The following is a 13,215-nucleotide window of genomic DNA, read 5'->3' as shown; positions in this document are numbered from 1 at the left end:
AGCGAATTCGAATGCATGAGTTCCCCTGTGGCCGCGGTCGCAGGGCGGGCCCCGGCCAAGCCAAGCTTAGCGCAGCCGCCTGAAACTGGTAAGCCGCCTCGTGCAGCGTCCCGGTGATGCAACCCGAGCGTCGCATTCGGCGTCACGGACCCATTCCGAATCAGGTGGTTGAAGCGGGCGGCGCAAATGGCGATCCTGAGGCCAGGATGTGGACGGACGTCCGCATGACGCGCGCCTTGAACCGATGGAGCCAAGCGATGCCGAGCCCGACGATCGCCGACCTGTTCGCCGACACCCTTCACCTTGCCGGGGTTGAACGGATCTACGGTGTCGTCGGCGACAGCCTGAACGGCATCACCGACAGCCTGCGGCGGCGCGGCAAGATCGAATGGGTGCATATGCGCAATGAGGAAGCCGCCGCCTTCGCCGCCGGGGCCGAAGCGCAATTGACCGGCAAGCTTGCCGTCTGCGCCGGCTCCTGTGGTCCCGGCAACCTGCACCTGATCAACGGCCTCTATGATTGCAATCGCACGCGGGTTCCGGTGCTTGCCATTGCCGCGCAGATCCCGAGCGCCGAGATCGGCTCCAACTATTTCCAGGAGACCCGGCCGGAGGCGCTGTTCCGGGAATGCAGCGTCTATTGCGAGACGATTTCCGCGCCCGACCAGATGCCGCGCACGCTGGATACCGCCATTCGCGCGGCGGTCGGGCATCGCGGCGTCTCGGTGGTGGCGATCCCCGGCGATGTCGCGCTGCAGGCGGCCGGCGGGCAACTGGCGCGGTCCAGCGTGGCGCTGCTGCCGCTGCCGGCCTCGATCGTTCCCGACGCCGAAAGCCTGAAGAAGCTCGCCTCCATGCTCAATGCGGCGGGCAAGGTCACGATCCTCGCCGGGCGAGGCTGCCGGGGCGCGCATTCGCAGCTGGTCCGGCTGGCCGAGATGCTGAAGGCGCCGATCGTGCATGCGCTCGGCGGCAAGGAAGTCGTCGAATACGACAATCCCTATGATGTCGGCATGACCGGCCTGATCGGCTTCTCCTCCGGCTACGACGCCATGATGGGCTGCGACATGCTGCTGATGCTCGGCACCGATTTCCCCTACCGCCAGTTCTATCCGGCCAAGGCGAAGGTCGCGCAGATCGATCTTCGGCCGGAAAATCTGGGCCGTCGTACCGCCATCGACATCGGCCTGGTCGGCGATGTGGCGATGACGCTCGACACGCTGCTGCCGCTGCTTTCCGCCGATCGCAACGGCGATTTCCTGAAGGCGGCGCGCGAGGATTATGCCGAGGCGCGCAAGAAGCTCGACGATCTCAGCACCGGCGAGCCGGGCAGCGGCATCCTGCATCCCCAGCATGTCGCCCGCGTCGTCAGCGAACTCGCCAGCGAGGACGCGGTGTTCGCCTGCGATGTCGGCACACCCACCGTCTGGGCGGCGCGCTATCTGCGGATGAATGGCAGGCGGCGGCTGATCGGTTCGTTCAACCACGGCTCGATGGCCAATGCGCTGCCGCAGGCGATCGGCGCGCAAGCTGCCTTTCCCGGACGCCAGGTCGTGACCCTGTCCGGCGATGGCGGGCTGGCGATGCTGATGGGCGAACTGCTCAGCCTGCGGCAGCTCAAGCTGCCGGTGAAGGTGATCATCATCAACAACGGCACGCTCGGTTTTGTCGAGATGGAGATGAAGGCCGCCGGCTTCATCGACACCGGCGTCGCGCTCGACAATCCCGACTTCGCCGCGATGGCGCGCGCCATCGGCCTGCACGGCGTCCGCGTCACCGATCCGGGCGAGCTGGAAAACGGTGTACGCGACGTGCTGGCGCATCCGGGCCCGGCCGTGCTGGACGCGGTCACGGCGCGGACGGAACTCTCCATGCCGCCGAAGATCACGCTTGAGCAGATGAAGGGCTTCACCCTCTACATGGCGAAGGCGGTCATCAGCGGTCGCGGCGACGAGATTCTGGAGCTGGGCAAGACGAATGCGGGTCTGTTTCGCGGGCTGTTCTGACGGGCCGTTCCAGGGAGAAGGGGCGGGGAGGCTGGCGGCGGCGGCGTGGTGAGGCGGAGGCGATGCAAGGTCCTGCCACGAAGTGGGTTGTGGATTTCCGGTGGGGCTGTGGATTGCCGGAACAGGGCGCTTGACCGAGCCGGCGAAACCGCCTATCTCCACACCCACGGCGCGGCCAGTTGGAAACGTCTCCCGGGCGGATCGAAAGATCGGCAAGAATGGTGAGAGAGATCAACGGCTTAGTTGGGGAATAGTTTAACGGTAGAACGACGGACTCTGACTCCGTTAGTCTTGGTTCGAATCCAGGTTCCCCAGCCACTCCGCTTTTAGCAGCTAAATCAAGCACTTAACTTTCCGCGTTAGCAGGGCTCATTAGCACCTTTTGTTAGCTCGCGGAGCTGTGGAAAACCACGTCAGCAACAAGGGGCGTCTTAGTGAGTGGCGCGGTTTTCCGCGCGCTTCCGCGTCAGGCTTGCCTGCCGGCTTCTGTTTCACCCGCTAGCAAAGAAATTCGCTAATGGTGCCGCCCAGGCAGGTTTTCGGTGCCCCCGCCATGATCGATGTCTCCTTGAGGCTACGCGCTGGGCGGGCATAGCCACCGTGGCTGGGTGGAAGATGCGAAACTGCTGGATTTGCGACCCTGATCGAGGCAGTCGAGCGCTTCCGTATGGAGCCGTCGACCGAGGAAGACCTTGATGAGGCTTGGGTGATCCCCGCGGCGGAGAGCGCGCATCGTATCCTCCCGCCCCAGCTGGAACCTAGAAACCGTAGAATTCCGCCATTTATAAGCGTGTCAATCGTAGAAATCGATCGTTGCTACGGGCGCGGTGTCCCTTCGCCTCCCCCTTCTGTTGACGAAGGGGTTGGTCCAGTCGAGTTGGCCAAAGCCTTAGCTTGAGGATATGCTTTGGGCGCGAGTCAGAGTAGGGTCATCGTCGGTATCGTGTGTCCACTGCCCGAACTCCAAGTGAAATGGCCGTCGCCGGGCAGACGTTCGAATGTGGAGTTCGGATAGAGCTCCAGCCTCGTGCTGATAGCGAGCCCGACCAGCGCATCCTTGGGCCGGTCGATGCCGCCTTCTGGGCGGCTTAATGTTCGCCGTGGGCACCTGTGTTTCTCCGGTGTGTCGCCGGACTTAGTGTTCCTGTGAGGTTCTCAAGGAAGGCTCTCTCCACGGGCAGTGAGGTGGCAATCAAGTGCGCTCGCCCGAGCTCTCCCTGGCAGTGAGTCAGCTCGGCGTCGAGATGTCAGTCTACGCCGTTGTCGGACGGGCTGTTTGCCTGGCCAGTTGTTGGGATCTGGAGCGCACAACTTCAGTATCTCTGTGCGACATATTGATTGCCGAGTCAGGGGGCTTGCTGGCAGGTGTTTAGGTTGTCGCTGCGCTAGCCTAGTGGAGCCTTCGCCAAGCCCGCCCTCAGCCGCCGCAGTCGATTTCAGAAGGACGGATGATATTCGGGGCTGCGTGTGACGAGCGTGCGTTCAAGAGGTGATATTCTCAGCACGGCCGCGGCGCTGAATCCACTCTGACGGCTAGGTGTCCTTGTCGCCGATTTCGAGTTCCGTGCCGTCTGAACCAAGCCAGGTTGCAAGACAATCTGCCGCCGCTGTCAAACGGTCGTTCGAGCGTAGGGCACACTCCCATACGGTTGCCACGCGCCATCCGGAGTGGATCAGCGCTTCGTGTACGCGGGCGTCCCGCGCGATATTTGCTTCAAACTTGGACTGCCAGAAATCGGTGCGCGACGCCGGCGTCGTGGCGTAGCGGCATCCCGCATGGCGATGCCAGAAGCATCCGTGCACAAAGACCGCCGCGCTGAACTTCGACAAGACGAGGTCTGGCCGTCCTGGGACGTTCTTGGCATGCAGTCGATAGCGGAAGCCTCGCGCATGTAGTGCCCGACGGAGCGCCAGTTCGGGTTTCGTGTCCCGCCCCTTGATCCCTGCCATCATTCGGGAACGGGTCTGCTTGTCGACGATATCCGTCATGAGCATCCTGGTCTTCACTACCGAACCTAGTGTACACGGTCTGTGTGAAATGCGTCAGGAGCCTGATTTGCCATCTACGTTTGGCGTCGTCGATCTTTTTGCCGGTCCAGGCGGGCTGGGCGAAGGCTTTGCCTCCCTCGCCGAGGAAGGGCATTCGCCGTTCCGGATCGGCATTTCGGTCGAGAAGGAGGCATCGGCACATCGGACACTGACGCTGCGCGCATTTCTGCGGGAGTATCGGGCGCGCCACCATATCTTGCCGGAGCAATTCATCAATTTCCACGCAGGGCTGATCCCCGAGCCGGATTGGGTTGCGGTCGATGCTGAAGCCTGGCAGGGGGCTATCAACGAGGCGCACTGCTTGGAACTCGGGACTGACGCCGCAGCCGAGGCGATCGACTCTTCAATCGCGCAACTGCGCCGCGACTTTGACGACACGATTCTGATTGGCGGGCCGCCGTGTCAGGCGTATTCGCTCGTCGGCCGGGCGAGGTCGAAAGGAAAGATCGGCTACGTTCCGGAAGAAGACGAACGGCACTACCTCTTTCGCGAGTATATCCGCGTTCTTGACCGGCTTCGGCCCGCTGCCTTCGTGATGGAGAACGTCAAGGGGATACTCTCTTCGACAGTGGAGAGTCGGCTTGTCTTCGAGATGCTGCTGGAAGATCTGTCCTCGCTTGGCTCCGGTCACGGCCATATGTACGAACTACGGGCAATCCGGGTCGAGAATGGAAGGGCCAGCCTCGCAGAAGCGCAGCAGCCATCGGACTTCATCGTGCGGGCCGAGGAGTTCGGCGTCCCTCAGCGCCGACACAGGGTGATCATCGTGGGCATCAGGTCGGACCTTGCGTCGGCTGCAGCAGGCACAAGCATCGCCGTTTCGGCAGCCATGCGCACGGTGGATGAAGTGATTGGGGGACTTCCAGCTCTTCGCAGTGGTTTGAGCCGAGGCAACGACAGCGCAGAGAATTGGCGTAGCGCAGTCGTGGATGCAGCGAGCCAACTTGCTGAGATTTATCGTGGAACGAACGATGAGAAGCTTCGCGAAGCGTTTGGGGATATCGCTCGACGTTGGCAAGAAGTCCTGCCTTGTGAACGAGCGTCATCTGCACTGCCGGTTGGCTACGGCTCCGCGAATGACGATCTGAGTCGGTGGATCGATCGCCCCGAACTTCGTGCCATCGCGCAGAATGAAACCCGCGGACACATGGCGTCAGACCTCGGGCGCTACATGTTTGCGGCGGTGTTCGGGAAGGTGCGTGGCTACAGTCCGAAGGCCACTGATTATCCGTTGGCATTGAGCCCCGATCATCGCAACTGGCACAGCGGGATCTTCGCCGACCGATTTCGCGTCCAGTTGGCCCACGCGCCCTCGACGACCGTGACGAGCCACATCTCGAAGGACGGTCATTATTTTATCCATCCCGATCCGGTTCAGTGTCGCAGCCTGACCGTGCGTGAAGCCGCAAGGCTACAGACCTTCCCGGACGACTATTTTTTCCTCGGCAATCGTACCCAGCAGTACGTCCAAGTTGGCAACGCCGTGCCTCCGTTTCTCGCTAGGCAAATTGCGCGTCTGGTCTGGTTGTCACTGACCCGCGCCGGCCGCTAGCGGACAACATTCGATGATCTCAGCCGCCCTTCTATCCTGCCGCTGCCGGCCTGACAGATAGGCGAGGCTGTCGCCACTCCGCATTCTTGACTGCGGACACGAATTCGATCCAGGGTGGAGATAAGGCTCGCCCGGGGGGGGAGGGCGCAGAAGTGTTGCTTCCCGCTATGCTCTTGCTGTGCGGGAGGTGATGGGGCAGCGGGAATTGAAATTCTTAACAAATCCACCGGACGCCGCGTCCCTGATGACATCGGCTCGGAGTTTCGGCAATTACGATCTATCGAGTGCGCTCGCAGATTTGATCGACAATTCGATCACGGCGAAAGCCCGTACCGTACGTGTCTATTGTCTCTACTCGAATGTGGACCCCATCGTCCGCATTGTCGATGACGGGCACGGCATGGCTGCCACCGAACTCGAAGTAGCGATGCGACCCGCCTCGACCAATCCACTTTCACAACGCTCCCCTGATGATCTCGGCCGTTTCGGTTGGGGAATGAAGTCGGCCTCCTTCTCGCAGTGCAAGAAGCTGACGGTTATCACGCGAAGGAACGGCAAGCTGTCTGCGGCGATTTGGGACCTCGATGATATCGACAAGTGGAAGATGGGCATCCTTTCAGGTCGCGAGATCGAGAAGCTCATTGATCCTCACCTTCAGGATCGCGATGGAACGCAGATAATCTGGAACAAGTGCGACAGGCTGTCCGAAGAGGGGTCCCTCACGGAGCAAGATTTCAACCGGCTGATCGTTCAAGCGCGAAACCAGCTGTCTCTCACCTTCCATCGCTTCCTCTCCGGTGAGGTTCGCGGGCGTCGACTATCCATCTTCGTCAACGGCACGCCGATCGAGCCCTATGACCCTTTCTACGCCAGTAACCTTGCTACTCAAATGCTCGGCAGCGAGGAAATCCGTCAGGGAAAGTCCGCCCGAATCCGCATTCGGCCGTACATCCTTCCGCATTACTCGAAACTTGCTCTTGCGGACTATGACCGCCTATCCGGTGTCGAGGGGTTGCTCCGCAACCAAGGCTTCTACGTCTATCGACAGCATCGTCTTATTATAAAGGGGACTTGGTTCGGCCTCGTCAAGCATGGCGAGCTTTCGCAGCTCGTTCGCATCGCCATTGATGTGCCGAACAGCCTAGATTCGATGTGGAAGGTCTCAGTCGACAAGTCCGATGCTCAACTTCCTGCGGCCCTTCGCTATCGTCTTCAGCAGATCGTAGGATCAATCCGCGGTAAGTCAGCAAAGGTTATCCGCTCAAAAGGCGCGAAAGTGGCAACGGGTTGCAAGATTTCGGTCTGGAACCGCCATGTCCGCGATGGCGAAATCCGCTATCTCATCAATCGACATCATCCCGTGATCAAAACGCTCCTCGATACCGAAAAGCCTTCGCTATCGCTAATGCAGGCCGCGCTACAGACGATCGAGCAGTCGATGCCGGTTCACAACCTCGGGCAGGATCTTGGAGCCGACGCCTCCAAGGTGAACCAGATCAGTTCGGATCCCAGGACGATCATCGAGCAACTCGAGATCGCGTTGCCGCCGATGCTGCTCGAGGCGGGCGGCCTGATGGACAAGCTCACTAAGGAACTGCGCCGAACCGAGCCTTTCGCGCAGAGCTGGGCTCTCGTCGAAAGCCACCTCCAAGCAAAGGGCTGGATCAATTGAGAAATCTCGATGCCGAACGGGCTTATCTGCGGCTGAAGATCGCTGGCAGATTCCAGCTGGAGATGTCTGTCGGGGCTGCGATTCCAAAGGAAGCCATTGCGGAGGAAGTCGAGGGTTCGCCGTTTCTCCTGGCGCCCGACGAACGCGACACTCTCGTTCGTGAGCTTGAGGAAAGCTTCACGACAACCCAGAAGCGCGGAGCTGCTGTTCGCGCCGAATACAAGCCATGGCTGAACAAGCGTCGCCAAGACGTCGACTGGTATTACTGGGACCGCCTACGGCGCTACTACATGGAAGGCAACCGTCTTCCCCCGCAGGTAGTAGCCACTCTCGATACCGTTACAGACGAGATCCTCGACTACTGCGGTAATCCTGTAGCAGAAGGCGAGTGGAAGCGTCGAGGAATGGTCATGGGTCACGTGCAGTCTGGCAAGACCACCAACTATTCGGCGCTGATCTGCAAGGCTGCAGATGCCGGTTACAAGGTCATAATCCTGCTCGCCGGCATCACCAATTCGCTTCGGTCCCAGACGCAAGAGCGCATCGACGACACGTTCATCGGCCGAAAATCGGTCTTCAATGCGGCCGTGATCGAAGGTCTGCCGCTTCAGAACTATGCGACGAAGAAGCGTACGCCAGCCTATGGCACCTCCCGCGACCGCGATTTTACCGAGGATGCAGCCGGAGTCTTCTTCAGCTTAGAGGCCCACAATGAACCCATAATATTCGTGACCAAGAAAAACAGCCGAACACTCGAGACGCTGTTTGACTGGCTGGAAACGCAGCAAGGTGGCGGCCGGATGAGCTACCCGATGCTCCTCATCGACGACGAGGCGGACAATGCCTCGATCAATACGAGCAAAGACCCCAAAAAGACCACGGTAATCAACGGCTACATCCGTAAGATACTTCATAAATTCTATAGATCTACATATATTGGCTATACAGCTACTCCCTTCGCCAATATTTTCATCGACCCCGATAACGAAAGCGAGATGCTCGGAGATGATCTGTTTCCGAGGCATTTCATTAAGGCCCTCGATCCTCCATCGAATTATGTAGGGGCGAGCAAGATCTTCGCTCCTAAAGGTGATCTTCGAGCCACTACTGTTCGGAACATCGGCGACTATCAGAATACGTTGCCGCTTGCTCACAAGCGAAACCATCTGATTGGTACGCTGCCCGATTCGCTGAAAGAGGCAGTTCGGGTTTGGTGTCTGACGCGCGGTCTTCGATACCTTAGGGGGCACGAGCATCAGCACTGCTCGATGATGATCAACGTCAGCCGCTTCAATGACGTCCAAGAAACAGTCCTCGGCCTCGTCTATGCCTATTTGGAAGCAATTCGGAATGCGTTGACCGCAAATGGCGGCCTACCACTACAAGATGTCCGAGATTCCCTCATCGGGGATCTTGGTGCAACCTTCGAGAAGGAATTCTCCGAAAGCGGCCACGGATTTGGCGATGTCTTGCCGATCCTCGACGATGCGCTGAAGGGAACCGTCATGCTGACGGTTAACATGCGTGGCGGCACGCTCGATTATGCTCGGCACCGCTCCACCGGTCTGCGCGTCATCGCCATTGGTGGACTGGCCCTGTCGCGTGGCCTGACGCTCGAGGATCTCACTGTGTCCTATATCCTGCGTAATACCGCAGCTTCGGACACGCTCATGCAAATGGCGCGCTGGTTTGGGTATCGAAACGGATACGAGGATCTCTGCCGTGTCTACCTGCCGAAGGTCTCGCTGGAGCACTATGAACAGGTGAACGAAGCCATCGAGGAACTGCGCTCCGAAGTGAAGAGGATGCAACTCAACGGCCTCACACCGGCGGACTTCGGCCTCCGCGTTCGCGAAAGCCCGACTGCCATCCGTATAACGGCTGCCAGCAAGATGCGGACCGCCAAAAAAATGACAATTGCGCAGAGCTATGCGGGTCGCCACATCGAGGGGTACGCTCTCTTCAATGATAGCGAAGTCAATGCCGAGAATTGCGCTGCGGTTGGTGACTTCCTGGCTGCCCTCGGCAGCCGAGAGCTAAAAGAAGGGCATGTCCTCTGGACTGCAAACGGCACGCAGGTCTTGGCATTGCTTGACCGGTTCCAGTTTGCTGATGCCCATGGCGACCTCAAGCGTGTCAATGGGCGTAGATCGCTGCTAGGTGACTACATTTCCGACCGCCTCAAAGCCGATCTCGAGGTATGGGACGTCGCTATCCCGCATCTGCAAAGCGGTGTTTCCGAGACACCTCCGCTGTTCGGAATTCCCTTTCCCATGCGTCGCAGGCACGCCGGGATGGTCGTCGATGTAGAATCGGAGGGAGCGAGCATCTTCCGCGTCACTGGCATGAAGAATCGGATTGCCGACCCCGGCGATGTCAAGTTCGGAATGGCGCAAGAAGAACTCGCCGCAGCCACTGCAGAAAGGGAGGATCCGGATGGCGAGCGAGGTGACAGCGCCTTCTGTCGGCATCGTAAGCGACCGCTGCTCTTGATCCATGCTTTCCGCACGAATGGAATCGCGACCAATACTGAGGGGGCCAAGGCAACGCTGAAGCTCGTCGATCCTGTCGTGTCGCTCAGCTTTGCGTTGCCAACGACTGCTATTCGTGCCGTGCCAAGGACATACCAAGTCAACAAGGTCTATGTCGTACAGCTCGACATGATGGCCGAGCCGGATGACGATCAAGAGGCAGTGGAGGCCGGCAATGTCTGATCCCTGGTCCGACATTGCTGCAAGCCTGCAGGCAGGCACTGACAACCTGCGCCGCGTGAGCGCCGAACACCCTCTCGAATTCTGGTGGGGCCGCGATCATTCGAGCCGGTGTCTTCTGGCGCTCGACTATGAGATCACCACTTCCTGCCCCCAGTTTCCCGAACTCGCCGGGCTGCAGATTGTCAACTTCGCCCGTGATGCCGCGATAGGACGTCTCGTCCTGTTGCTTATCGACGAAGCCGATCGCGATATCTTCCTCGCGTTGTGCAAAGATCTGCTTGCAGCCACGAGTGGGCTCACGCGCGGTGACAGCCAGACGGGCGTCTGTATCGCCATCGCGCGGCTGGTTCGCTGGCGCGAACTCTTCCGCAATCGACGCGAACGGCTCTCCTTCGAGCGCATCATCGGTCTCGCCGGTGAACTTCTGTTTCTGCGCGACTGCCTTTGCCTGCGCGTGGACCCCGCAATCGCCGTGGCAATGTGGCGTGGCCCGTATGGCGACGAGCAGGACTTCGTCGTAGGCAGTACGATTTTCGAGGTAAAGACACAGCTGTCTACGGCAGATGCAGCCCTTCACATATCCTCCGAGAACCAGCTCGACACCGTCTCCGGTGCCGTAGTCATCGTTCATCAGTTGCTCGGCCCGGCCGCGCTACACATGGCTACGGCGTTCTCGCTCAACGGGCTTGCCGCGGACCTTCGCCGCATAGTCTTGGCGTCATCGCCTGACGCAGCTGACACCTTCGATGCTGGGCTCCTTGCCGCAGGCTATGCGCCACTCGCTGCCTATGACGAGCCCGTCTGGATGCTTGTCAGGCAGGACATGTACACTGTCGAGGAGGCGTTTCCGCGAATCGTCCCATCGATGTTGCCACCAGGTATCGAAAAGGTGCGGTACCGTCTCCGGGTAGATGCCTGTCTGCCGTTTAAGGTTGATGTGACCAAAACTCTGGAAGCGCTTGTCGATGAGTGAGGAGCTTGCGGAGGACCTTGCCAATTTCTGGGAAGAACTCGACCTAGAGGTCGAGGCAACAGGCGAACTCTCGCCTGCCGCCTTCTTCTCGATCTTCGCCCGCGTCGCAGCGGAAAATGGCGATTGTACCGATCTCGTCCATACGCCGGTTGCGCGCGAGGCTCGTGGCGGTTTCCAGGTCGACGGTGTCGCGTTCGATTTCGAACGGAACGAGCTGCACCTTGCAGTCTGTGACTTCCGGCAGTCACGTGAACTCGAAACGATCAACGCGCGCGATCTCGACGGCTACTTCCAACGGGTCGAACGGTTCATCGAAACGGCTGTCGAACCCAGCTTCGTTGCCGCACTCGAAGAGGAGAGTCCGGCATTCCAGGCGGCCTTCCCGATCTTCGAGAACAAGCTCAGGATCCGCCGCATCCGCATGGTCCTGTTGACTAACGCACGCCTCGCCACCCGCTCGCAGCCCGAGGCCAGTGGCGAGATCCTCGGCATTCCCATCGTTCGAAATATCCTCGATCTGCGCCGCTACGCACAGATCGTGCGTTCCCGCGGCGCCCCCGAACCGATAGAGATCGACGTCGAGGCGCTCAACAAGGGTCCTTTGCCCTGTCTTCCGGCGCACGGCAGTAGCGGCACTTATGAGGCCTATCTTGTAGCATTGCCGGGCGAATTGCTCGCCGAGATCTACGGCCTCTGGGGGGCAAGGCTGCTGGAGCAGAATGTCCGCTCCTTCCTCCAGGCAAAGACAAAAGTGAACAAGGGCATCATCGAGACGATCCAGAATTATCCCGGCATGTTCTTCGCCTACAACAACGGCATCACCGCGACCGCCTCGGGCATTACGACCGTCCCCCTAGCGAGCGGCGGGCTGGGCATATCGTCGATCGACAACCTCCAGATCGTGAATGGCGGGCAGACGACCGCGTCGATCCTCTACGCCAAAGACAACAATAAGGCGACCGATCTCTCCGAAGTCTTTGTCCAAATGAAGCTCTCGGTGATCGAGCCCGACCTCGTCGAGGAAGTTGTCCCTGACATCTCGCGATTTGCCAATACGCAGAATAAGGTCAGTGAAGCTGACTTCTTCTCCAATCACCCCTTCCATGTTGAGATGGAGAAGCTTTCTCGACGCCTGCCGGCCCCGCCGAGGCCTGGTTCCTTCGCTAGCAGCAAGTGGTTCTATGAGCGCGCAAGAGGTCAGTATCGCTACGGTCAGGCATCAGGCCAAGCGAGGGATAGGCGCAAGTTCGAGGTGGAATTCCCCCGGGAACAGGTCATCAACAAGACCGAGGTCGCCAAATACGCCCTGACCTTCGGCCAGCTCCCCTTCCTTGTCAGTCGAGGGGAGACCAAGTTCTTTCTTGAATTCGCCGAAGGCGTTGGCGATGCGTGGACGGCTCGGCAGGATGACTTCAACGAAACCTACTTCAAGGCACTCGTCGCCAAGGCCATCGTCTTCCGCCGCCTCGACAAGCGGGTCGGCCAGGCCGACTGGTATAAGGAAGATCGTGCTTACAAGGCTCAGACAGTCACCTATTGCATCGCTTGGCTGGTCCACCATCTGGAGAAGGTGCATGGCCGCGAGCTCAATCTGCTGCGGGTCTGGAACGAGCAGGGGCTTTCACTGGAACTTGAGGAGCTTCTAATGGGTATAGCTCCCCAAGTTGCCCGCGCGCTGCGCGAAGCCCCAGGGACGGTCAAGAACGTCGGGGAATATTGCAAGCAGAAGATCTGCTGGGATGCGATACGAGTCCTAGATTTTTCGGTCTCAGATGATCTAGACGGCCTCACCCTCCTTAAGGAGCAAGCGAGTAAGGGTTTGACCGATGCTCGTAGGCTCAAGCGCACAGACAAGGACATCGAGTTCGACATCCTCCTCCTCCAGATCCCCTCGGCGGCTGGCGAGATATTGAATTTCGCGCGCACCCGCCGCCTTCTCAGCCCCAAATCCAATGCAGCACTTGCTACACTGGCCCGCGGAAAGATCAACCTCGCTCTGCCTGAGCGCAATGCGATGAAGAATCTCGTCCAGCGCATGCAGGAGGCTGGCTTCGATTTCGGGAAGTATATTCCCGACTAGAACAGCTCTGCTCGCGGACGGCGCCAGGGGGGGGCGAGCTCGTATCAGCGGTCTGAATTTCTACCTTCACCGCGGCCTGCGATCGCCACACTTGACTCTCCTAGTGTCAGCTACGCGCCATCAAGTGCCGGGCCCAATCTGGCGCGATTGCTGGCGAATATGACGCGCC

General features: G+C 59.6%; 7 protein-coding genes and 1 tRNA gene. 7 read left to right on the top strand and 1 reads right to left on the bottom strand.

Features of this window, described 5'->3' with window-relative positions; genetic code table 11:
• The first annotated feature begins 257 nt into the window (after window positions 1–257).
• Window positions 258–2,006 carry a ubiquinone-dependent pyruvate dehydrogenase gene (gene poxB / locus OSH12_RS11985; RefSeq protein ID WP_266343777.1) on the top strand — a complete coding sequence of 583 codons (1,749 nt, stop codon included), beginning with the start codon at window positions 258–260 and terminating at the stop codon, window positions 2,004–2,006.
• Window positions 2,007–2,250: 244 nt separating this feature from the next.
• Window positions 2,251–2,324: transfer RNA gene (locus tag OSH12_RS11980), tRNA-Gln, on the top strand.
• Between the two features lie 1,215 nt (window positions 2,325–3,539).
• On the opposite strand, the gene OSH12_RS11975 is transcribed toward OSH12_RS11980, so the two are convergent.
• Window positions 3,540–3,995, bottom strand: a complete 456-nt coding sequence (locus OSH12_RS11975; RefSeq protein WP_266343776.1) for a very short patch repair endonuclease — start codon at window positions 3,993–3,995, stop codon at window positions 3,540–3,542.
• On the opposite strand from OSH12_RS11975, the gene OSH12_RS11970 reads away from it, so the two are divergent.
• From OSH12_RS11970 to OSH12_RS11950, 5 genes are all read left to right on the top strand, one after another.
• Window positions 3,994–5,607, top strand: coding sequence for a DNA cytosine methyltransferase (locus OSH12_RS11970; protein ID WP_266343775.1), 1,614 nt, complete (start codon window positions 3,994–3,996; stop codon window positions 5,605–5,607). The two genes, OSH12_RS11975 and OSH12_RS11970, sit on opposite strands and share 2 nt — an antisense overlap.
• Before the next feature lie 190 nt (window positions 5,608–5,797).
• Entirely contained in the window at window positions 5,798–7,279 is a 1,482-nt protein-coding gene (locus tag OSH12_RS11965) for an ATP-binding protein (RefSeq protein ID WP_266343774.1), read from the top strand.
• Window positions 7,276–9,993, top strand: a complete 2,718-nt coding sequence (locus OSH12_RS11960; RefSeq protein WP_266343773.1) for a Z1 domain-containing protein — start codon at window positions 7,276–7,278, stop codon at window positions 9,991–9,993. The genes OSH12_RS11965 and OSH12_RS11960 overlap by 4 nt, the downstream gene beginning before the upstream one ends.
• Window positions 9,986–10,966, top strand: a complete 981-nt coding sequence (locus OSH12_RS11955; protein WP_266343772.1) for a PD-(D/E)XK motif protein — start codon at window positions 9,986–9,988, stop codon at window positions 10,964–10,966. Before OSH12_RS11960 ends, OSH12_RS11955 begins: the two co-directional genes overlap by 8 nt.
• Window positions 10,959–13,046 carry an AIPR family protein gene (locus OSH12_RS11950; protein ID WP_266343771.1) on the top strand — a complete coding sequence of 696 codons (2,088 nt, stop codon included), beginning with the start codon at window positions 10,959–10,961 and terminating at the stop codon, window positions 13,044–13,046. The genes OSH12_RS11955 and OSH12_RS11950 overlap by 8 nt, the downstream gene beginning before the upstream one ends.
• Window positions 13,047–13,215: the final 169 nt, after the last annotated feature.

Origin of the sequence: Kaistia terrae (genome assembly GCF_026344005.1) — a bacterium.
Taxonomy (GTDB): Bacteria; Pseudomonadota; Alphaproteobacteria; order Rhizobiales; family Kaistiaceae; genus Kaistia; species Kaistia terrae.
Note: the sequence above shows the minus strand (reverse complement) of the source record. Positions and strands in the feature narration are given on the sequence as shown.

Coding starts and splice junctions, on each gene's coding strand:
- OSH12_RS11975 (WP_266343776.1), bottom strand. CDS start 3,995: ATGACGGATATCGTCGACAAGCAGACCCGTTCCCGAATGATGGCAGGG.
- OSH12_RS11965 (WP_266343774.1), top strand. CDS start 5,798: ATGGGGCAGCGGGAATTGAAATTCTTAACAAATCCACCGGACGCCGCG.
- OSH12_RS11950 (WP_266343771.1), top strand. CDS start 10,959: ATGAGTGAGGAGCTTGCGGAGGACCTTGCCAATTTCTGGGAAGAACTC.
- OSH12_RS11970 (WP_266343775.1), top strand. CDS start 3,994: ATGAGCATCCTGGTCTTCACTACCGAACCTAGTGTACACGGTCTGTGT.
- poxB (WP_266343777.1), top strand. CDS start 258: ATGCCGAGCCCGACGATCGCCGACCTGTTCGCCGACACCCTTCACCTT.
- OSH12_RS11955 (WP_266343772.1), top strand. CDS start 9,986: ATGTCTGATCCCTGGTCCGACATTGCTGCAAGCCTGCAGGCAGGCACT.